Consider the following 19,717-nt stretch of genomic DNA (forward strand, 5'->3'; position numbering starts at 1 on the left):
CGGAAATTACATAGGGAGCTTATGCAACTGCTAGGAATGCTCCCTTACAGGGGGTCTGCCCGGGGCCGTCCGGAAACAGAGCCGCCCGCGTACCGGCCGGAAACCGGTACGCGGGCGGCCCGCCGCTGACGCGGCGCTCAGCGGGTGAGGGGGTACGACGGCCCCGGGACGTCCGGGACGGGCACCCCGCCGCGTACGGCTCCGTACGCGAACAGGCCGATCGGGCCGGGCCCGCCGGTGGCGGCCGCGGTCGAGGTGACGGCCAGGGCGAGGGTGTTGCGGCCGTGCTCGCGCAGCAGCCCGGCGGGCAGCACGAACTCCTTCTGCGGCCCGATGTCGCCGCCGTACTGGCCGATGTTCCAGCCGTTGAGGTAGACCATCGTCCGGGAGCCCGCCGGGACGGCGCCGCCGAAGCGCAGGCCCACGGAGACGTCCTGGCCCCCGGGCAGGTCGAGCCCGAATTCGGTGCGATACCACGTGACGCCGGGCGCGAGCGGCCGTGCGGCCGGGGCGGCCACCTCCTTCCAGGAGCGGTCGGGGTAGCCGGGCAGGTGCCAGCCGGAGCGCTCGCCGTACAGGCCGCCGGTGTTGAGCGGCCCGCGCACCGGGTCGGTCAGGTCCTCGCCGCCGCGGGCGCCCTGGATCTTCCAGGCGACCGTCGCGGGCGACCCCTCCACCGAGGCGGCGACCAGGCCGCGCGGCTGCTTGAAGCGGTTGTCGTCGGCCGTCCAGTCGTCGTTGTGCCCCATGTTCTGCACGAGGACCGCCAGCGTTGCGGTGCGCCCCGGCTTCAGCAGGCCCGCGGGGACCGTGAATCGGCCCGGCCCCGGATCGGGGTTCGCCGCGTCGACGTCGGCCTGGGTGCCGCCCGCGGCCGAGCCGAGGTAGCGCCCGTCGAGCCAGACGAGGTAGCGGCCGCGTCTCCCGGTGATCGCGTTCAGCGCCACGGTGGTCTCCGCGCCCGTCGCGGTGAAGCGGCCGCGATACCAGACGTCGCCGTAGTGGAAGCCGTAGTCGTCGGCGTACAGCACCGGCCCGGCCTTCGGCTTCATCGGGCTCTCGGTCGTGGTCCTGTCCGCCGTCCGCCAGGACGAGTCGTCGAACCCGGGCGCGGCCTCCGGCGCCTCGTCGTGGACGCGCCACCCGGTGAGCGCGGGCAGGCGCGCCGCCTCGCGTGGACCGGGCACCCGGCCGAGCAGCGACCCGCTCGGCGTCCGGGTGACGCGCACGTCCGTGTCGCCCGCGCCGCCGGCGAGGCGCAGCCGGGAGGCCTGCACGTCGGCGAAGACCTCCACCTCGCCCGCCTGGGCGGTGTCGGCGGTGAGCCGCACGGTCCCGCCCTCGACGGCGGCCGACCGGACGAGGGATGTGCCCCGCACCAGCACCGGGGCGGCGTCGGTGCCCGCCCGCCAGAAGGTCGCGGCGGTCTCGTCGGTGCCCAGCAGGAGCAGCAGCGGCCGGCGCCCGCCGCCCGAGACCAGCACGCGGGCGAGGCCCCGGTGGGTGTAGTCCAGCCGGAGGTCGCCGCCCGCGAACGCCCAGCGGACGTCGCCCTCCAGCACCCTCACCTGGGGTTTCGCCGGGTAACGCAGGATCGTCGCGCCCGGGGAGCCCGCCGTGCCGTACAGCACCGCGACGTCCCGGCCGCCGATGTGGGCGTGGGTCATGATCTCCGAACTGGACGCCGCCAGGCGCTGGCCGCCCAGGTCGTACGCGCCGACCAGGACGTGCGCGTCCCGTCCCGCGACCTGGACGGGCAGGGCGTACGTGCCGTCCGGGACGGTCCACGAGAGCGTGGCCGCGTCGGTGGTGGTGGCGGCGCGGTCGGCGTGCCGGACGAGCGCGAACCGGGTGCCGGTGTCCGGGTTCGTCCGGGCGACGACCCCGATGGCCGGGTTGTCCGTCGTGGGAGCCGCCGCCGGGTCGGTCTTGGCCAGAGGGGCGACGGACTGCAGGAAGTAGCCCTGCCGCTTGAACTCGTCGTACTTCGTGGTCGGCTGCCTGGCCTCGGTGAGGGCCGCGCCGTAGTCGTAGGAGGTGTAGACGTCGTTGGGCTGGGCGAGGAAACCCCAGTTGGTGCCGCCGAAGCCCATGTAGTAGTTGAACAGCGTCGCGCCGCTCACCATCAGGTTGGACTTGTAGAAGTACTTCATGTACGCCGGGCCGGTCAGCGCCCGGCACCGCTCGTAGCCCGCGTTCTCCAGGTCGATGGACCCGGCCTGGTACTCGGCGGCGAAGACCGGCGCGTCGTCGCGCAGCCGCTCGGTGACCCCCTCGCCCCACGGTCCCCACACCGTCTCGGCGTTCGGGCAGTCGAAGGACTGGGGGTAGTCGTCCACCCCGGGCATCTGGACGGCTCCCGGGCCCGTGGCCCAGGTAGAGGTCCAGTCGGCGGCGTCGCAGCAGTCGTTCGTGGTGATCGGCACGTCGATGCCGTCCGCCCGCGCCTGGTCCTGGATGTCCTGCATGTACGCCGCGTCGGTGTTGGCGGCGTACTCGTTCTCCGCGTTGTAGAGGATCACCGACCCGCCGCGGCCCACCTGGTGCCTGGCGATGATCGGGTTGATGTGGTGGAGCCAGTCGCGGTAGGCCTCGGTGAACCCGGGGTCGCTGCTGCGGCCCCGGCCGGGCACGTTCTTCAGCCATCCGGGGAACCCGCCGCCGGTGGTCTCCGCGTTGATGTACGGCCCGGGGCGGGCGACGACGTACAGGCCCGCCCGCTCGGCCGTACGCAGGAAGCGGTCGACGTCGCGCACCCCGGTGAAGTCGTACACGCCCGGCTTGGGGGAGTGGTAGGCCCAGTCGAAGTAGACGGAGACGGCGTTGAACCCGCCGGCCCTGATCTTCTCCAGCACGTCCCGCCAGAGGCCCGGGCTCGGCAGCCGGAAGTAGTGGATCTCGGCGGCCTGCACGACGACCCTCCGGCCGTCGATCATGAGCGAGTGGTGGTCGTAGGTGACCCGGGACGCCGCCGGGGCGGCCGCCGCCGGGCCCTGGAGCGGCACGGGCAGGAGGACGAGCAGTGCCGCGAGCACGGCCAGGACCTTGCGCACCATTACCGGCCTTCCGATCGTCGGGGCGGGGGTGTCTCCTCGTGCGATCTTTCCGGATTAGTTTGACTACCGCCCCAACAAACGTCAACGGCCGGTCCGGGTCAGCCGCGTCTGGCGGGCGGCCAGCCGTGGCCCCAGCCGCCCTGCGCCATCGTCTGGAACGCCCACCCGTCCTCGGTGCGGACCAGCAGGTCGCCGTAGCGCATGCGCTCCCTCCGTCCCTCGATCGTCATCGTCGCCGTGGTCTCCACGAAGACGAGGTTGGGGCTGAGGAAGTGCGGCGTCCTCGACGACTCCAGGTCGAGCCCCGCCGTTCCGCCGCCCATCGCCTCCCGCATCGCCTCGACGTACTCGGCGCGCGTCCACTGCCGGACGGCCGCGAACCCGCCCGGCACGTCGGTGGCCAGGTTCATCGGGAAGACCGCCAGGTCGGCCAGCTCCTCGATCGCCCCCTGCTCGGCGAGCGCGTCGTACCGGGTGAACCACTCCTCGACGCTCTTGCGCTCCTCGTCGCTCGGCTCGTACACCGATTCGCCCCTCTCCTGTCGCACGTCCGTCTTCCCGTCGATCGTGCCGCGCGCCGGGGCGAAGCGCGCGGGACGAATTCGGGGGAATTTCGGCGGTGTCCTCCGCCCGGTGTGACCTGCGTCATCGCCGGAGAAGGCGGTCGCCGTGCGTGCGGGGGCGGACACCGGCCGCGCATGAGGCGCCGATCACCGGGTAGCTGCCGCCCTCGTAGGTCCCCGCCCCCGGCGGTGGAAGGCTCTGAACAGGAGGACTTATGGCCGCTCCGGTCGACTGGGGAAGAGGAGTGGCCGACGCCTGGTCGTCGGTCGCCACCTTCGTCCCCAAGTTCCTCGCATTCGTCGTCGTCCTGGTGGTGGGCTGGCTTGTCGCCAAGGCCCTGCGCAAGGTCGTCGACGCCGTGCTCGAACGCGTCGGGTTCGACCGCTGGGTCGAGCGCGGCGGCGTCGGACGGGTGCTCGCGCGCAGCAAGTACGACGCGTCCGACCTGCTGGCGAAACTGGTCTACTACGCGGTCCTGCTGGTGACGCTGCAGATCGCCTTCTCCGTCTTCGGCCCCAACCCGGTCAGCGCACTGCTCGCCGGAGTCGTGGCCTGGCTGCCCAAGGCCGCCGTGGCTATCGTGATCATCGTGGTCGCCACCGCCATCGCCAGGGCCGTGAAGGACATCGTCACCGCGGCGCTGGGCTCCCTGTCGTACGGCAGGACGCTCGCCACGATCGCCTCGGTCTTCATCATCGGCCTCGGCGTCATCGCGGCGCTCAACCAGATCGAGGTCGCGACCACCGTCACCACGCCGGTGCTGATCGCCTTCCTGGCGGCCGTCGCCGGAGTCGTCATCGTGGGCGTCGGCGGCGGCCTGGTGCGGCCCATGCAGCAGCGCTGGGAGCACTGGCTGAACCGTGCGGAGGCCGAGACCGAGACCATCCGCGCCCAGGCGGCCGCCTACAGCCAGGGCCGCTCCGACGCGATGGAGACCGTCCACGTGCCGCAGGAGGCCATGCCGCGGGAGGCCTACCCGCGGCAGACGGCCGGCGCCTTCGCGCAGCCGGCGCACACCGCGTACCCGCAGACCGCCGGAGCCCCGCAGGCGCCGGTGTCTCCGCAGCCGATGTCCCCGGAGGGTCCGGCGGGGGCCACGGGATACCCGCAGGGCACGGCGTACCCGCAGGAGGGCGCGCCGGCCACTCCGGGTGCGGCGACCACCCCGATCAGCCCGGCGGCCCCGGACGCGCGGCGCGCGGACGGCCCTGTCGGCCCGGCCGGACAGCCGGCGCCCGGTCAGGTGGGTCGCGGTGAGCCGGGTCCCGACCCCTCGTGGCCCACGCCGCCGGAGGAGCCTCCGCCGCCGGTCCGCTGACCGTCGTCTCCTCCGCAGTGTTTCGCGGGGCGTCCCGTCCAGGGGCGCCCCGCACCCGTATGTACCGGGTGGGGCGTTGTCAGGCGGGTTCGGCGGCGGTGTCGAGCAGCAGGCAGACCGCGGTCATGCGCAACACGGCGAAGTCGAGCGGCTGGTCCGGCCCGGGCGTCCGCCAGCCCTTCTCCTGGGCCCCGTCCCAGAAACCGATCAGATAGGCGAGCAGTGAGGACGGCCCGACCCGCTCGCCGAGGCCCGAGATGGCCTGCCGTACGGCGGCCATGTGCTGGTCCAGCGAGGCGAGGACGCCCGGGTGCTGGTGCCGCAGGTCCAGCACACGCTGCGCGAACTCGGCGCGGATGCGGACAGGCCAGGAGTGCTCGGACACGTGTGTCTCCGGGGGTGAGGCAGATGGATGCCCCATCACGATAAGCGGCTCCGGCGGGGAATCCGCCCGAAACTGCTCATTTCGCCGGGGGCCGTGTCAGATCGAGGGCGTGCTGGAGCCCCGCACGACGAGTGTGGTCGGCAGGATCCGGGCCGGCGGGGCGTCGGCGCCGTTGATCATGGAGACCAGGGCCTCCGCGGCGGCCGCGCCGAAACCGTCCTTGTCCTGGGCGATGGTCGTCAGGCCGGGCGGCACGAGCGCGGCGACCTCTATGTCGTCGAACCCGACGACCGCGATGTCCTCGGGCACCTTCAGGCCGGCCTCGGCGATCGCGCGCAGCGCGCCGACGGCCATCTCGTCGCCCGCGACGAACACCGCGTCGGGCCGTTCGTCCGTCTCCAGCAGCCGCCGCATCGCGGCCTCCCCGCCGGTGACGTAGAAGTCGCCCTCGGCCACGTGCTCCGGCCGGTAGGGCAGGCGCAGCAGAGCCAGCTCCTCCTGGTAGCCCTGCAGGCGCTCCGCGCCCGGCCGGGTGTGCGCGGGCCCGGTGATCGTGGCGATGGCCTGCCGCCCCTGCTCGTGCAGGTGCCGTACGGCCTGGCGGGCGCCGCCCACGTTGTCGGAGGTCACGTACGTGGCCCGGGGACCCTGTACGGGACGGTCGAGGCTGACACAGGGCACCCCCGACTCGGCGAGGTGCCGCAGCGACGGGTCGGAGGTGCCGCTGTCGATCATCACCACGCCGTCGAGGTTGTGCCTGCGGGCGGCCCGCACGTACGCGTCGTCGGTGTGCTCACCGCTGGTGGCGAGCATGAGCAGGTGGTATCCGCGCCCGCTGAGCGCCGTCTTCAGGCCGATCAGGATCTCCTGGAAGAACGGATGGCGCCAGCCGGGCCGGCGGTGGTCGGTGTCCCACAGCAGGCCGACCATGAAGGACTTCTTGGTGGCCAGCGTGCGCGCCGACTCGTTGGGCAGGTAGCCGATCTGGCGGGCCGTCCGCAGGACCTGCTCCCTGGTTTTCGCGTTGACTACCTCGGGATTGTTGAACACTCGGGAGACGGTCGCCGGGGACACGCCGCACAGGCGCGCCAGCTCTCTGATCGTTGCCACGGACCAAACGCTATCGCATCTCGCTGTAACCGGTTTCATGGACCGTTCTCACAAAGTACGTACTTCCTGGGGAACTCGCAACCCGTAATCGAAATTTCCCACAGTTACGTTTCTGTGACTTGACACGTCCCCTTCTTCTTATGTGTGATGTCGGGCATCGGCCGACGCTGCTTCGTTGCCACGGGCTCGGCCGCTGTCGCCATCTCGCAGCCGCATCCCTTCTCCTGTGAAGGAGTCCAGGTGTCCGCTGCGAAACTCCGCCTGCCCGCGCGTCCGGTCGCCGCCCCGTACGGCGATACCCGCGGCTTACGGAGGAACGGATCCATCGCCCGCACGGCCGGTTTCGGCGCGTTGGCCGATAACTCGTGCGCGGGCGCCGAGTCTGGAGCGATCACAGGATGACGGCGATCGAACACCGCCCCTCCGGGCCGCGGGTCTTCCCCGCCGGCTTCGTCTGGGGCACTGCCACCGCGGCGTACCAGATCGAGGGGGCCGTCGACGTCGACGGCCGGGGGCGCTCGATTTGGGACACCTTCTGCAGGATGCCCGGCGCCGTCGCGCGGGGCGAGTCAGGTGAGATCGCCTGCGACCACTATCACCGCTGGCAAGAGGATGTCGATCTCATGAAGGAGCTGGGGGCGGCCGCCTACCGATTCTCCGTGGCCTGGCCGCGCGTCCTGCCGGACGGGCGCGGGCCGGTGAATCGGCGCGGCCTCGACTTCTACCGACGCCTCGTCGACGCCCTGCGCGAGGGCGGCATCGAGCCGTACGTCACGCTGTACCACTGGGATCTGCCCCAGGCGATCGAGGACCGCGGGGGCTGGCGGGTCCGCGAGACGGCTGAACGTTTCGCCGACTACGCGGAGGTGATGTACGACGCGCTCGGCGACTCGGTGTCGAACTGGATCACGCTGAACGAGCCGTACTGCTCGTCGATCGTGGGGTACGGCGAGGGCCGGCACGCACCGGGCGCCACCGAGGGGCACGGCGCGCTGGCCGCCGCCCACCACCTGTTGCTCGGTCACGGCCTCGCCGTCACGCGCCTGCGCGCGCTGGCCCGGCCCGGCCAGCGCGTCGGGGTGACGCTCAACATGTCGCCCACGGTGCCGGCGACCACCTCGCCGGAGGACGCCGCGGCCGCGCGGCGGATGGACCTGCTGGTCAACCGGCAGTTCACCGACCCGCTCTTCGGCGGCTCCTACGCGCCCGACATGGCCGAGACGTTCGGCCGGATCACCGACTTCTCGTTCCGGCGGGACGGCGATCTGGAGACCATCGGGACGCCGGTGGACTTCCTCGGGGTGAACTACTACTACCGGCTGCACGTGGAGGCCGCGCCGTACGAGGAGGCCGACCCGGGCCGCCGTACGGCGTTCGACCTCGGCGTGCGCACCGTCACGCCGGAGGACGCGCGCACCAGCGGGCTGGGCTGGGTGGTGGAGCCCGAGGGGCTGTACGAGACGCTGGTCGGCCTGACCACCCGCTATCCGGACCTGCCGCCGGTCTACATCACCGAGAACGGCTACGGCGACGACGGCGTGCTGGAGGACACCGGGCGCGTCGACTACCTGCGCGACCACCTGGCCGCGACCCACGACGCGATGACGGCGGGGGCCGACGTGCGGGGCTACTTCGCCTGGTCGCTGATGGACAACTTCGAGTGGGCCCGGGGCTACTCCGCGAGGTTCGGGCTCGTGCACGTGGACTACGAGACCCAGGAGCGCACGCCGAAGTCCAGCTACCGCTGGATGCGCGAGTTCATCGCCGACCCGGTGCTCGCCGAGCCGCCGGCCGGTGAGGAGCTGTTCATCGATCCCGTGATGACCGACCCGGTCATCGCCGGGCCCGTCATCGGCGATCCCGGCGTGGTCGCGTACGGCACGGGCGGCTACGGGAGGGCCCACTACGGCACGGGTGGCTACACGGGTGCGTACGGCCTGGACGACTTCGACGTCGCCGATCCCGTCGTCGCCGGTGCGCCCGTCGACGTCCTGGTCGCGGGCACTCCCCGGGGCGACCGCTCGGGAGGCGAGCTGGGCTGAGGCCGCGGCGGGATCAAGGGCGGGATCGAGGGCGTCATGTCGCCCGACATGGGTCAAGCATGTCGGTCAATTCCCATTTTGGTGCGCCGAATCCCGGTTTGTCGGCTACCTTGGTGATCAACGTACGGCACGGCCATCAGGGGCAGCACGATGAACTTGGAGCAGGGGCCGCCGGGGATCGACGTCACGGTCCCCAGCGTCGCCCGGATCTACGACTACCTCCTCGGCGGCAAGGACAACTTCGCCGTCGACCGGGCGGCGGCCGAGAAGCTGATCGAGCTGACTCCGAACGCCCGTGAGGGGGTCCAGAGCAACCGGCGCTTCATCCGCCGCGCCGTGACCCTCATGGCCGGCCACGGCATCCGCCAGTTCCTCGACATCGGAGCCGGGCTGCCGACGCAGGAGAACGTCCACCAGGTCGCGCTGCGTGCCGCCCCCGGCGCGCGGGTGGTGTACGTGGACAACGACCCGATCGTGCTGACCCACGGCCGGGCCCTGCTCGCCGACAACACCACGACGATCGTGGTGGACGGCGACCTGCGCGACCCCGAGGGCATCCTCGGCGACCCCCGGATCAACGAGCATCTCGACTTGAGTCAGCCCGTGGGGCTGCTCATGGTCGCGGTGCTGCACTTCATCCCCGGCGCCGACGCCGGGCGCGTCGTGGCCGCGCTGCGCGACCGGCTCGCGCCCGGCAGCGCGATGGCCATCAGCCACCTGTCGTACGGCGACCTCGACGAGGAGAAGATCCGCGAGGGGCGCGAGCTGTACAAGAACACCTCCGCCGCCGGCGTCACCCCGCGCACCCACGCCGAGCTCCTGCGGTTCTTCGACGGGTTCGACCTGGTGGACCCGGGCCTGGTGGTGACCGAGGACTGGCGTCCCGAGCCTGACGAGCCCCGGCTGCCGAGGATTCCCGGCGTGGACGGCTACGCGGGCGTCGGCCTCCTCCGCTGAACCCCGATCCTCCGCTGAACGCCGGTCAGTCCCCGGCGATCCACAGGTCGGGGCCGAACACCTCGTAGCGGATGTCGGAGGCGGCCACGCCGCGCGCCGTCAACTGCGCGCGTACGGCCCGCATGAACGGCAGCGGCCCGCACAGGCATGCCGTGACGCCCCCGGGCAGGTCGACCGCCGACAGGTCGGCCCGCCCGGCGGCCGGAGCCGGGCCGCTCAGCTCCTGTGCCGGCAGGTCCTCGTACCACCGGTGCAGGGTGGCGCCGGGCAGGGCCGCGACCAGGTCCGTCAGCTCCTCGCGGTGGACGTGGTCGCCGGGGGAGCGGTCGGCGTGGACGACCACCACCCGCCGGGCCGACCCGGTGACGGCGAGATGGTCGAGCATCGACAGCACGGGGGTCACCCCGATCCCCGCCGAGGCGAGCAGCAGCGGGCCGTCGCCCTCCGGGAGGGTCAGATCGCCGAACGGCGCGGAGACGTCGAGCACGTCGCCGGCCCGGACGTGCTCGTGGAGCCAGGTGGAGACCTCGCCCTCGGGCGCGCTCTCGCCGCGCACCCGCTTCACCGTGATCCGCCAGTCGCCGCGCCCCGGGGCGTTCGACAGGCTGTACTGCCGGATCTGCCGCGCGCCGTCGGGCAGCGTGACCCGGACGCTGACGTACTGGCCCGGCAGGAACGACAGCGGGACGTCCGGGCGCAGGAGGAAGGAGGCGGCGTCGGCCGTCTCGTCGCGCCGCTCGGTCACCGTGGCCCTCGTCCAGCCCTGGCCCGCCTCGCGGTAGAGGTCGCGCTCCAGGCCGATCAGCGTCTCGGCCATGAGCCAGTAGACCTCGTCCCACGCCTGGGCGACCTCGGGCGTGACGGCGTCGCCCAGCACCTCGCCGATGGCGCCGAACAGATACTTGTGCACCACGGCGTACTGCTCCTCGGTGACGCCGAGGGAGGCGTGCTTGTTGGCGATCCTGGACAGCATCGTGCCGGGAAGCCCGCCCGGGCGGTCCACCAGCGCGGTCGCGAACGCGGCGATCGAGCCCGCCAGCGCGACCCGCTGCTCGCCGTTGGCCTGGTTGCCCCGGTTGAACAGGTCGCGCAGCAGCTCGGGGTTGTCGGCGAACAACGTGTCGTAGAAGCGGGCGGTGATGTCCTGGATCGCGCCCGCGATCACGGGCAGGGTGGCGCGGACGGTCGTGGCCGACTCCGGAGAGAGCATGACATCCTCCAAATTGGTATCTAGTATGCAAATTTAACGCCGTGGATCTGCCGGATTCTTCCTGGGCGTGCGGGTCAGGAGAGACCGAGCAGCACCGGTCCCGAGGGCGCGGAGACCAGCTGGTCGACGGTGATCGGATCGAGGGAGGCGTAGAAGGCCTGCTGTGCCGCGCGCAGCGCGCCGCGCAGGCGGCAGGCGGCCCGCAGCGGACAGGGGATCTCCCCCTCGCAGGTGACGACCTCCTCCTCTCCCTCCAGCTCGCGGACCAGCCAGCCGATCGACGCCGTACGGCCGAAGCCGGTCAGCTCCAGGCCGCCCCCGCGCCCCCGGCGCGCCTCCACGACGCCGAGGTGCTGCAGCCGGGCGATGGCCTTGGCGGTGTGGTTGTAGGGGATCGCCATCGCCTCGGCCACCTGGCGGGTGGTGAGCGACGCCCCCGGATCCAGGACCGCCAGGCGCATCGTCACCCGCAGGGCCAGGTCCGTGAACTTCGTCAACCGCACGTCTCGAACACTAGCAAATCGGTATTTCACACTCCAATTTGGGTGAGCCCGACGTTCCGGTCCGGCGAAAATGTCGGTGGCCGGACCTAGGGTGGGGCGCCACAGGATCCGCGAAGAGACGGGGAACATCCATGACCACCCTGGCCGACCGCCCGAACACCGCGCTGCTCGTCATCGACGTCCAGAAGGGGGTGGTGGCGGGCGCGCACGACCGTGATGCCGTGATCGCGAACATCGACACCCTGATCGGCAAGGCCCGCGCGCAGGACATTCCGGTGATCTGGGTGCAGCACTCCGACGGGCACGAGTTGCAGCGGGACAGCGAGGCCTGGCAGTACGTGCCGGAGCTGGTGCGGCGCGACGACGAGCCGGTCGTCCACAAGATCTACGGCGACTCGTTCGAGGACACCGACCTGGAGGCGCGGCTCGCCGAGCGCGGGGTGGGCCGGCTCGTCGTCACGGGCGCCCAGACCGACGCGTGCATCCGCTCGACCCTCCACGGGGCCTTCGTCCGGGGATACGACGTGACGCTGGTCGGCGACGCGCACACCACCGAGGACCTCACCGCCTACGGCGCGCCGGTCCCCGAGCAGGTGATCACGCACACGAACCTCTACTGGCAGTACCAGACCGCCCCCGGCCGCGGTGCGGCGACCGTCCCCACGGCGGAGGTGGACTTCGGCACGGCCTGAGCCGGCGCGGCCGTCGCCGGTGTTCCAGGGCCGGTGTTCCAGGGCCGCTCAGGGGGCATCACCGGGGGGAGAGCGGGCCGCCGGAGCGGAGGCGCGCTCGGTGTCGAACGTGAGCCGTGGAACGTGAGCTGTCGAACGTGAGCGTGGGGGACGTGACCGCAGCCGCCTGTCCCGAAGACCTCGTCCGGGCCGTCCGGGCGGCGGGGGTCCGTGACGAGCGCGTGCTCCGGGCGGTGCGCGCGACTCCGCGGGCGGGTTTCGTCCCGGCCGCGCACGTCGCGCACGCGTACGAGGACGTGCCGATCCCCATCGCGCACGGGCAGGTGACGACGCAGCCGTCCCTGTCGGCGACGATGATCGAGGGACTGCGGCTCACCGGCGTGGAGCACGTGCTGGAGGTCGGCTCCGGCCTCGGATACCAGACCGCGCTGCTCGCCCGCACGGCCCGCGACGTGGTCGGCGTCGACCTGTGGCCCGACCTCGTGCGGGCGGCGCGGCGCAACCTCGCCCGGCAGGGCATCCGCAACGCGGAGGTGCGGGTCGGCGACGGCGGCCAGGGCGTGCGTGAGCACGCTCCCTACGACGCCGTGATCGTCTCGGCGGCGTTTCCCACGGTTCCCGCGCCGCTGGTCGAGCAGTTGCGGCCCGGCGGGCGGCTGGTGCAGCCCATCGGCACCGGCGGCCGGGAGGAGGTCGTGCTCTTCGAGCGCACCGTCATCGGCCTGGAACCCCGGCAGGTCCTCACGCTGGCCAGCTTCGTCCGCCTCCACGGCCGTTTCGGCTACCCCTCCTGAGGGGTGTGGAGGCGGGCCGTCAGGCCTCCGGCTCGCCCTCGTGCGCGTGGTAGGCCCTGGTCCAGGAGGCGCCGCAGTGGCAGCGGGTCAGCTCCAGCAGCCGGCCGTCCTCGGTCACGGCGAGCCCGTCGTCGAGACGGACGTGAACATGCACGCTCATGGTCTTGCCTCTGCTGTCGGCGATCCCCGGCAACGAACCCGAGACCTCTTGGGTGCTTTATCCCAATATAGGGTGTTTTGTTGGTGAATCATCCCACTAGGGAAGATAAGGCGATCTTCGGGTAAGGGGCTTGATACGGGACCGGCCGGATAGGAGATACGTCTCTGTCCCTTTTCGCAAGGAGGATCTTCTATGCGAACTCGCCGCATCGGCGAACTCGGGGTCGGCGCGATCGGTCTCGGCGGCATGCCGATGTCGATCGAGGGGCGGCCCGACGAGCAGCGCTCCATCGCGACCATCCACGCGGCGCTGAACGCCGGAGTGACGCTGATCGACACCGCCGACGCCTATCACCTGCACGCCGACGAGGTCGGCCACAACGAATCGCTGATCGCCCGCGCCCTGGCCGGCTACGACGGCGACACCTCGGACGTGCTGGTCGCCACCAAGGGCGGCCACCTGCGCCCCGGCGACGGCTCCTGGACCCAGGACGGCTCGCCCGAGCACCTGAAGGAGGCGTGCGACGCCTCCCTCAAGCGGCTGGGCGTCGAGGCGATCGGCCTCTACCAGTTCCACCGGCCCGACCCGGAGGTGCCGTACGAGGAGTCGATCGGGGCCCTGCGCGACCTGCTCGACGCGGGCAAGATCCGCTACGCCGGCGTCTCGAACGCGAACTCCGAGCAGATCCGCCAGGCCGGTGACATCCTCGGCGACCGGCTGGTGAGCGTGCAGAACCAGTTCTCGCCCGCGTTCCGCTCCAGCGAGGCCGAGCTCGAACTCTGCGCGCGGATGGGCATCGCGTTCCTGCCCTGGAGCCCACTGGGCGGCATCTCCAAGGCCGGCGAGCTGGGGTCGCGCTTCGCCCCGTTCGCGGAGGTCGCGAAGGCCCACGAGGTGAGCCCGCAGCAGGTGTGCCTTGCATGGATGCTGGCCAAGGCGCCGGTGGTGATCCCGATCCCCGGATCGTCGCGGCCGGAGACGATTCTCGACTCGGTCAGGGCGGTGGACCTGGAGCTCACTTCCGAGGAGCTGGGCCGCCTCGACGCCGCCGGCTGAGCGCCGCCCCGCTCGCGGGTCCTGTCCAACGGGTCCTATTCGGCGGGCCAGTCGTCGGCCCACTGACGGTGCCGGGCCGCCGCCGCGAGCGCGGCGGCCCGCGCCGCCTCCGTCGGCGTGAACGGCAGGTCCCGTCTCGTCACCACGAGGACGGCGCCGGGATGCACCGGAACCGTCATCACGGCGCCCGGCGTCCTGTCCGCGGCCGGCTCACCGGGCTCCCGCCACCGGACGTCCGCCGTACGCAGCAGTTCCGTCATGGCCGGGAGCAGCTCGCCCGGATCGTCCCGTACGCGCTGACCCAGCAGCAGCGCCTGGATGCCGGGGTCGATGAGGTCCTTGACCTGGGCGGGGACGACGACGGCGTCCGCGCCGCCGGCCCGGTCGACGGCGCGCCACAGGTCCTGCGGGGTGAGCGAGGCCGGGGCCTCGACGACGAACTCGTCCAGGGCGTCGCAGCCTCCCCGCGTCATCGCAGCGCTGCCGGCCGGGGCGATCTGCAGGGAGAGGATGTTGCAGCCCAGCCGGGCGAAGGCCCCGGCGAGCGCGGCGAGGCGGCCGGGACGCTCGGCGACCCTGGCCCGCACCCGCCACAGGCTGGTCGCGTGACCGGTCCCCGGGCGGACGCGCCCGCGCACGGCCCCCGGGACCGACAGCCTCTTGTGCACGGCCGAGCCGACGATCAGGGCCATTCCGATGGCGACGAGCACCACCGGGCCGGGGTCGCGGTGGCCGAGCAGGGTGGCGAGCACGTGGGCGAGCCCGACGGCGAGGAAGAGCGCGGCCAGTTCCGCGATCTCCCGCTGCCAGGACCGGGCGCCGTGATGCCGGTGAAGCGGGCCGGGAGCCGGATGGTCGTTTCTCGGTTCGCTCATGCCCAGAAGTCTGACCCGGCGCCGTTACGCGGTCACCGTCCGTGGGGTGTCGTCCGCATTAATCCACTCTCACCGGGCCGCCGCGCGCATCAACGGATCTTCACGGCTCCGGTATGGAGCCGTCCGTCCTGATCCAAAGGCAGAACGGATGGCCCGCGGGGTCGAGGAGGACCCGCACGTCGTCCTGGGGCTGGTGGCCGGCGAGCGTCGCCCCGGCGCCGGTCGCGTGCGCCACGGCCGTCTCCAGGTCGTCCACCTCGATGTCCAGGTGCAGCATCATCCGCTGGTCCCCCGGCCCGGCGGGCCAGACCGGCGGCACGTACTCCTTCTCGGTCTGGAACGACAACCCGGTGCCGCCTCCGGGCGGGTGCATCGTCACCCAGCCGGGCTCGTCGGCGTCGATCGTCCAGCCCAGCAGCCGCTGGTAGAAGGCCGCGAGCTCCCGGGCGTCCGGTGCGTCGAGCACCGCCGCCGACAGGGTGAGTCGTGGCGTCATGCGTCCTCCGGAGGTCGTCCCGGCATCGCCGTCGTGCCGCTGCCCTCCGCACCGTTCTCCAATCGCGGAGTGATGACCCCAGGGTGATGATCTTCGACCGCCTCCTCGCCTACAATGCGATGAAAGCGGTTCCATAGGCGAGGGGCAGACGCTTGGACGACTCGAGGCGGGCGCCGGAGGGCGTCGATCCCACCATCCCGAACATCGCCCGGATGTACGACTACTACCTGGGCGGCAAGGACAACTTCGCCGCCGACCGGGAGGCCGCCGAGAAGATGCTCGCCATCGGGCGGCAGATGGGCAACGACGGCCGGGAGGTCGCCAGGGAGAACCGCGGCTTCCTGCGGCGTGCGGTGCGGCACCTGGCCGAGTCGGGGATCACGCAGTTCGTCGACATCGGCGCGGGCCTGCCGACGCAGGAGAACGTCCACCAGGTCGCGCGGCGGCACGCCCCCGGATCGCGGGTGGTCTACGTGGACAACGACCCGGTGGTCCTCACGCACGCGCGGGCGCTGCTGGCCGACAACCCCGAGACGATCGTGGCGGCCGGGGACCTGCGGGACCCGGACGCCGTCTTCGACGACCCCGGGGTGCGCGCCCACATCGACTTCACCCGGCCGTTCGCGGTGCTGCTCGTCTCGGTGCTGCACTTCGTGACCGACGACGAGGACGCCGACCGGATCACGGCCCGGATCCGCGAGCGGATGGTCCCGGGATGCCACCTGGTGCTGTCGCACATCCGGACGAACGACGAGGTGGCCGAGGAGGCCGTCGTGGAGAGCAAGAAGGTGTACGCCGCCACCTCCTCCGGCGGGCTCGTGGGCAGGCCGTTCAAGCGGATCGAGTCGTTCTTCGACGGCCTGGAGATCCTGGAGCCCGGCCTCGTGCCCGTGCAGGCGTGGCGGCCCGACGTCCCCTGGGACGTGCCGGTCGACATGGACAGGACCGGCATCTTCGGGGCGGTCGGCCGCATGCCCTGACCGGAGCCGTCCCCGGCTCCGGCCCCTTCGACCGTCCCTCCCGTCGTCATGCGTCCGCTCCCGTCTCTGGGCGGAGGTCCGGAGACGACGGAGCCGGTGGACAGGGGGTCAGTCAGCGGCACGGGTCAGCACAGCGCCCGGGTGAGCATGTCGAGGGTGAGTTCGACGATCCTCTCCGGAGGCTCCGCGCCGGAATCTTCGGAAGGATCTCCGGCGGGATCTTCGCCGGGCGCCGTCTCGCGCCCGGCGATGTCCGGCGCCAGATGGCGGGCCCCCGCGCGGACCACGCCCCAGGCCAGGTCGGCCCGCAGCGCGGGGTGGTCCATCCCGGCCTCGCGCAGCGCGTCCGCGAGCGGCGCGGTCAGCTCGCCGTGCAGTTCCTCCACCCTGGCCCGGCACTCGGGCGGCAGCCCGATCGTCTGCAGCGCCGGGATCAGCGCGTAGTCAGGGCTGCCGACGAAGTCGAGCGCCGCCCTGCCGTACGCGCGGATCCGGTCCGGCAGCGGGCCGCCCGCGGGCGCGACGGCGGCGCGCAGGCGCGCGGACCAGCGGGGAAAGGCGTCCTCCACGAGCTGGGCGAGGATGTCGGCGGTGGAGGCGAAGTAGCGGTAGACGCTGGAGCGGGCCAGGCCGATCCGCGCGCCGACGGCCGCCGGAGTGAGCGCCTGCACGCCCTCGGCGGCCAGGATCTCCCGCGCCGCGTCGAGCAGGGCGGCGTGCTGGTTGGCCCGGTGGTCCGCGACGGTCGCCGCGCTGATCCTCGGCATCTCCCCTCCAGGGCTGTCACATGTCCGGCTCGCGACCTCCAGTATCCGGCCCTCCGGCAGCGACCTGCTCCGGAGACTCGTCCCGCACGACCGGCGTACGGGGGAGCAGGAGGGTGATGCCGACCCCGGCGAGCAGCGCCAGCGCCGTGATGAAGGTGACCCTGCGGGTCGCCTCGGCGGCGGCCACGACCGCCGCCGCGTGGATCGCCGGGTCCCGGAGCGCGGGGATCGCGGCGCCGGCGCTCTCCTCGACCACGCGCGCCGCGCTCGTGCGCACCTGCTGGGGCCGGTCGGAGAGCCCGCGCTCGACGGCCGAGCCGAGTCCGGACACCAGCACCCCGCCGAGGATGGCGACTCCCAGCGCCGCGCCGAGCTGGCGGACCGTGCTCTGGAGCGCGGACGCGCCGCCGGACAGACGCGCCGGCACGTCGGCCATGAGGACGCCGGTGAGCTGCGCCGTGGCGAAGCCGATGCCCGCGCCGTAGAGGAGCAGCCACGGCACCGGCCGCCAGGCGCCCATGTCCGGCGCGAGGGACAGGCCGATGCCGGCCGCGCCGGCGGCCTCCAGGGCCAGGCCGATCCGCACGATGGACCGCGGGGACAAGGTCTTCGACAGCGGGGGGACCAGCCCGCCCGCGAGGAAGGTGCCGAGGGCCAGCGCGGCGATGACGAGACCGGCCTGGAAGGCGGTGTAGCCGAGCGCGGACTGCAGGAAGAGCGGCAGCACGAGGATCATGCCGAACTCGCCGAGCGCCACGATCACCGCCGTCATCGAGCCGTAGCGGAAACTCGGCAGCTCGAACAGCGTCAGGTCGACGAGCACGGGCAGGCCGGCGCGCTCGCGCCGCCGTTCACGCACGATCAGAGCGACCAGCGCGAGCACGCCGACGCCGAAGGCGAACGGCACGGGGGAGACGCTCTCGAACCGCAGGCCGAACAGGTCCGCGGTCCGCCGCGGCTCGAACCAGCCGTACTTCTGGCCCTCGATCAGCGCGAAGACGACGCCGGTCGTGCCGAGCACGGCGAGGACGAGCCCGGCCAGGTCGCCGCCCGTCGCGCGGCCGTCCCGGGACTCGGGCACCCGCAGCGAGCCGAGCAGGAGCAGCGCGCCGATGGGCAGGTTGACCCAGAACGCGGCGCGCCAGCCGTACTCGGTGACCAGCCAGCCCCCCGCCAGCGGGCCGGCGGCGGCCATGCCGCCGATGATGGAGCCCCACACGGCGAAGGCGATCACCCGCTGACGGCCCACGTACACGCGGTTGATGATCGCGAGGGTCATCGGGACGGCCATCGCCGCCCCCACGCCCTGCACGGCTCGGACGCCGATGAGCATGGGCCCGTTCGCCGACATCGCCGCCAGCACGCTCGCCACCAGGAAGACCGCGACGCCGAGGGCGAACAGGCGGCGCCTGCCGTACCGGTCGCCGGCCCGGCCGAACGGGATGAGCAGTGCCGCGAACATCAACGAGTAGATCGAGTTGACCCACTCCACGTCCGTGGCGCCGAGGCCCAGGTCGGCGATGATCGCGGGTACCGCCACGTTCACGATCGTGGCGTCGATGACGACCATCGACACGCCCGTGGCGAGCACGACGAGAGGGACCCAGCTTTGGCGTGTCGGGCCCGATGTTGGCGACGTCATGTCGCGAACTATAGCAACGCCCTGTCGCCAACCTGGCAATCCCGCCCGGAAGCCGGGCGGGGACCGGTGCGGACCGGCGGCGAACCCCTCCGGGACGGTTAGCCGCGGCGGGCGCGGGCGCGGCGCTTTCCCTCGTGCATGGCCTGCACGCGGGCGACCGGGATCGTGTGGCCCTCCTCGACCAGGTCCCGGGGAAGGCGCTGGGGCTCCGGCATCAGGTCGGCCCAGGGGTCGCCGTCGCGCAGCAGGCGCGCCGCCGTGCGCACGGTGAAGTCGCCGGGCGTGATCCGGTCCAGGTCGTCCCAGGCGACCGGGAAGGAGACCGGGACGCCGGGCCGTACGCGCGGGCTGTAGGCCGCGACGACGGTCGCCCCGCCGGACCGGGTCGAGTCGACGAACACCCTGTCTCCCCGGTCCTCCCGGATGAACGCCGTCGTGGCGAGGGCGGGGTCGAGGCGTTCGGCCCGGACGCCGAGCGCGCGGGTGGCGGCGGCCACGTCCTCCGTGGTCTCGCCCTCCAGCGGCACGAACACGTGCAGGCCCTTGGCGCCGCTGGTCTTCACCGCGCCCGACAGCCCGGCGTCGGCGAGCGCCCGGGCGACCAGGCGGGCGGCGCCGACGGCCCGGGGGAACGCCTCGGCGGACGGCGGGTCGATGTCGAGCACGAGGTGGGTGGGCCGGTCCCAGTGGCCCGCGTGGACGAGGGCGGGGTGATACTCCACCGCCCGCTGGTTGGCGAGCCACAGCAGGGTCCGCCGGTCGTCGCACAACGCGTACGACACCCGCCGCTGGGAGGACTCGGCCCACACCGTCACCGTCCGCACCCAGTCCGGGGCGTACGACGGCACGTTCTTCTGCATGAACGGCGCCTGGCCCTGCCGGACCCGCACGACGGACAGCGGCCGGTCGCGCAGCACCGGGACGATCCGGTCGCGTACGGCGTCCAGGTAGTCGACCAGGTCGCGCTTGGCCGCGCCCGAGCCGTCGAACAACGGCTGGTCGAGGTTGGTCAGCGTGACTCCGTCGCGAACCTCATCGCTGGTCATCCGATCACCATGCCCGCGACCGGCGGCGGAAATCAACGCCGGCCCCGCGTTCTCCAGCGCCTCA

19 protein-coding genes are annotated in these 19,717 nt (G+C 72.5%); 7 read left to right on the forward strand and 12 right to left on the reverse strand.

Features of this window, described 5'->3' with window-relative positions; all coding sequences use genetic code 11:
* Positions 1-137 precede the first annotated feature (137 nt).
* Both Mam01_RS06945 and Mam01_RS06950 read right to left on the reverse strand, forming a co-directional pair.
* Complete coding sequence (locus Mam01_RS06945; protein ID WP_204284564.1) at positions 138-3,056, reverse strand: beta-galactosidase; 2,919 nt, start codon at positions 3,054-3,056, stop codon at positions 138-140.
* Positions 3,057-3,154: 98 nt separating this feature from the next.
* Positions 3,155-3,604, reverse strand: a complete 450-nt coding sequence (locus tag Mam01_RS06950) for a nuclear transport factor 2 family protein (protein ID WP_239101101.1) — start codon at positions 3,602-3,604, stop codon at positions 3,155-3,157.
* 230 nt (positions 3,605-3,834) lie between these two features.
* Between Mam01_RS06950 and Mam01_RS06955 the strand changes: the two genes are divergently transcribed.
* The gene (locus Mam01_RS06955; RefSeq protein WP_204284565.1) at positions 3,835-4,938 is read left to right on the forward strand and encodes a mechanosensitive ion channel family protein; all 1,104 of its coding nucleotides are present in this window, start codon (positions 3,835-3,837) and stop codon (positions 4,936-4,938) included.
* Between the two features lie 79 nt (positions 4,939-5,017).
* On the opposite strand, the gene Mam01_RS06960 is transcribed toward Mam01_RS06955, so the two are convergent.
* Positions 5,018-5,323: a DUF6401 family natural product biosynthesis protein gene (locus Mam01_RS06960; RefSeq protein ID WP_111700919.1), complete on the reverse strand. Its 306-nt coding sequence runs from the start codon at positions 5,321-5,323 to the stop codon at positions 5,018-5,020.
* A 96-nt stretch (positions 5,324-5,419) separates the two neighbouring features.
* A complete protein-coding gene (locus tag Mam01_RS06965; protein WP_204284566.1) occupies positions 5,420-6,433 on the reverse strand; it encodes a LacI family DNA-binding transcriptional regulator in 1,014 nt (337 codons plus the stop codon).
* Positions 6,434-6,831: 398 nt separating this feature from the next.
* On the opposite strand from Mam01_RS06965, the gene Mam01_RS06970 reads away from it, so the two are divergent.
* Together Mam01_RS06970 and Mam01_RS06975 are read left to right on the forward strand one after the other, a co-directional pair.
* On the forward strand, positions 6,832-8,475 hold the full coding sequence (locus Mam01_RS06970) for a GH1 family beta-glucosidase (RefSeq protein ID WP_204284567.1): 1,644 nt from the start codon (positions 6,832-6,834) through the stop codon (positions 8,473-8,475).
* A gap of 150 nt (positions 8,476-8,625) precedes the next feature.
* Positions 8,626-9,432, forward strand: coding sequence for an SAM-dependent methyltransferase (locus Mam01_RS06975; protein ID WP_204284568.1), 807 nt, complete (start codon positions 8,626-8,628; stop codon positions 9,430-9,432).
* Between the two features lie 25 nt (positions 9,433-9,457).
* Here Mam01_RS06975 and Mam01_RS06980 read toward each other — a convergent pair whose 3' ends face one another.
* On the reverse strand, positions 9,458-10,642 hold the full coding sequence (locus tag Mam01_RS06980; RefSeq protein WP_204284569.1) for a globin domain-containing protein: 1,185 nt from the start codon (positions 10,640-10,642) through the stop codon (positions 9,458-9,460).
* Positions 10,643-10,716: 74 nt separating this feature from the next.
* Positions 10,717-11,145: an RrF2 family transcriptional regulator gene (locus Mam01_RS06985; protein WP_150935217.1), complete on the reverse strand. Its 429-nt coding sequence runs from the start codon at positions 11,143-11,145 to the stop codon at positions 10,717-10,719.
* 131 nt (positions 11,146-11,276) lie between these two features.
* On the opposite strand from Mam01_RS06985, the gene Mam01_RS06990 reads away from it, so the two are divergent.
* The gene (locus tag Mam01_RS06990) at positions 11,277-11,837 is read left to right on the forward strand and encodes a cysteine hydrolase family protein (protein ID WP_204284570.1); all 561 of its coding nucleotides are present in this window, start codon (positions 11,277-11,279) and stop codon (positions 11,835-11,837) included.
* Between the two features lie 116 nt (positions 11,838-11,953).
* The gene (locus tag Mam01_RS06995; protein ID WP_239101102.1) at positions 11,954-12,631 is read left to right on the forward strand and encodes a protein-L-isoaspartate(D-aspartate) O-methyltransferase; all 678 of its coding nucleotides are present in this window, start codon (positions 11,954-11,956) and stop codon (positions 12,629-12,631) included.
* A gap of 19 nt (positions 12,632-12,650) precedes the next feature.
* Here the strand turns inward: Mam01_RS06995 and Mam01_RS07000 are convergent, their stop codons facing one another.
* A complete protein-coding gene (locus tag Mam01_RS07000) occupies positions 12,651-12,791 on the reverse strand; it encodes a hypothetical protein (protein WP_204284571.1) in 141 nt (46 codons plus the stop codon).
* 192 nt (positions 12,792-12,983) lie between these two features.
* Between Mam01_RS07000 and Mam01_RS07005 the strand changes: the two genes are divergently transcribed.
* Positions 12,984-13,847 (forward strand): aldo/keto reductase, encoded by an 864-nt coding sequence (locus Mam01_RS07005; RefSeq protein WP_204284572.1) that lies wholly within the window; start codon positions 12,984-12,986, stop codon positions 13,845-13,847.
* Positions 13,848-13,882: 35 nt separating this feature from the next.
* On the opposite strand, the gene Mam01_RS07010 is transcribed toward Mam01_RS07005, so the two are convergent.
* Together Mam01_RS07010 and Mam01_RS07015 are read right to left on the reverse strand one after the other, a co-directional pair.
* Positions 13,883-14,722 (reverse strand): ACT domain-containing protein, encoded by an 840-nt coding sequence (locus Mam01_RS07010; RefSeq protein WP_204284573.1) that lies wholly within the window; start codon positions 14,720-14,722, stop codon positions 13,883-13,885.
* 100 nt (positions 14,723-14,822) lie between these two features.
* Entirely contained in the window at positions 14,823-15,218 is a 396-nt protein-coding gene (locus Mam01_RS07015; RefSeq protein WP_204284574.1) for a VOC family protein, read from the reverse strand.
* Positions 15,219-15,370: 152 nt separating this feature from the next.
* On the opposite strand from Mam01_RS07015, the gene Mam01_RS07020 reads away from it, so the two are divergent.
* Positions 15,371-16,198 carry an SAM-dependent methyltransferase gene (locus tag Mam01_RS07020; RefSeq protein ID WP_239101103.1) on the forward strand — a complete coding sequence of 276 codons (828 nt, stop codon included), beginning with the start codon at positions 15,371-15,373 and terminating at the stop codon, positions 16,196-16,198.
* A gap of 125 nt (positions 16,199-16,323) precedes the next feature.
* Here the strand turns inward: Mam01_RS07020 and Mam01_RS36420 are convergent, their stop codons facing one another.
* From Mam01_RS36420 to Mam01_RS07035, 3 genes are all read right to left on the reverse strand, one after another.
* Entirely contained in the window at positions 16,324-16,965 is a 642-nt protein-coding gene (locus Mam01_RS36420) for a TetR/AcrR family transcriptional regulator (RefSeq protein ID WP_239101104.1), read from the reverse strand.
* A gap of 16 nt (positions 16,966-16,981) precedes the next feature.
* Positions 16,982-18,607: an MFS transporter gene (locus tag Mam01_RS07030; protein WP_204284575.1), complete on the reverse strand. Its 1,626-nt coding sequence runs from the start codon at positions 18,605-18,607 to the stop codon at positions 16,982-16,984.
* Between the two features lie 98 nt (positions 18,608-18,705).
* Positions 18,706-19,653 carry a DNA polymerase domain-containing protein gene (locus Mam01_RS07035; RefSeq protein WP_204284576.1) on the reverse strand — a complete coding sequence of 316 codons (948 nt, stop codon included), beginning with the start codon at positions 19,651-19,653 and terminating at the stop codon, positions 18,706-18,708.
* Between the last annotated feature and the right edge of the window lie 64 nt (positions 19,654-19,717).

The organism is Microbispora amethystogenes, assembly GCF_016863015.1.
Lineage (GTDB): Bacteria > Actinomycetota > Actinomycetes > Streptosporangiales > Streptosporangiaceae > Microbispora > Microbispora amethystogenes.

Coding starts and splice junctions, on each gene's coding strand:
- Mam01_RS06980 (WP_204284569.1), bottom strand. CDS start 10,642: ATGCTCTCTCCGGAGTCGGCCACGACCGTCCGCGCCACCCTGCCCGTG.
- Mam01_RS07010 (WP_204284573.1), bottom strand. CDS start 14,722: ATGAGCGAACCGAGAAACGACCATCCGGCTCCCGGCCCGCTTCACCGG.
- Mam01_RS07015 (WP_204284574.1), bottom strand. CDS start 15,218: ATGACGCCACGACTCACCCTGTCGGCGGCGGTGCTCGACGCACCGGAC.
- Mam01_RS07000 (WP_204284571.1), bottom strand. CDS start 12,791: ATGAGCGTGCATGTTCACGTCCGTCTCGACGACGGGCTCGCCGTGACC.
- Mam01_RS06955 (WP_204284565.1), top strand. CDS start 3,835: ATGGCCGCTCCGGTCGACTGGGGAAGAGGAGTGGCCGACGCCTGGTCG.
- Mam01_RS06945 (WP_204284564.1), bottom strand. CDS start 3,056: ATGGTGCGCAAGGTCCTGGCCGTGCTCGCGGCACTGCTCGTCCTCCTG.
- Mam01_RS07035 (WP_204284576.1), bottom strand. CDS start 19,653: ATGACCAGCGATGAGGTTCGCGACGGAGTCACGCTGACCAACCTCGAC.
- Mam01_RS07030 (WP_204284575.1), bottom strand. CDS start 18,607: ATGACGTCGCCAACATCGGGCCCGACACGCCAAAGCTGGGTCCCTCTC.
- Mam01_RS36420 (WP_239101104.1), bottom strand. CDS start 16,965: ATGCCGAGGATCAGCGCGGCGACCGTCGCGGACCACCGGGCCAACCAG.
- Mam01_RS07005 (WP_204284572.1), top strand. CDS start 12,984: ATGCGAACTCGCCGCATCGGCGAACTCGGGGTCGGCGCGATCGGTCTC.
- Mam01_RS06990 (WP_204284570.1), top strand. CDS start 11,277: ATGACCACCCTGGCCGACCGCCCGAACACCGCGCTGCTCGTCATCGAC.
- Mam01_RS06975 (WP_204284568.1), top strand. CDS start 8,626: ATGAACTTGGAGCAGGGGCCGCCGGGGATCGACGTCACGGTCCCCAGC.
- Mam01_RS06970 (WP_204284567.1), top strand. CDS start 6,832: ATGACGGCGATCGAACACCGCCCCTCCGGGCCGCGGGTCTTCCCCGCC.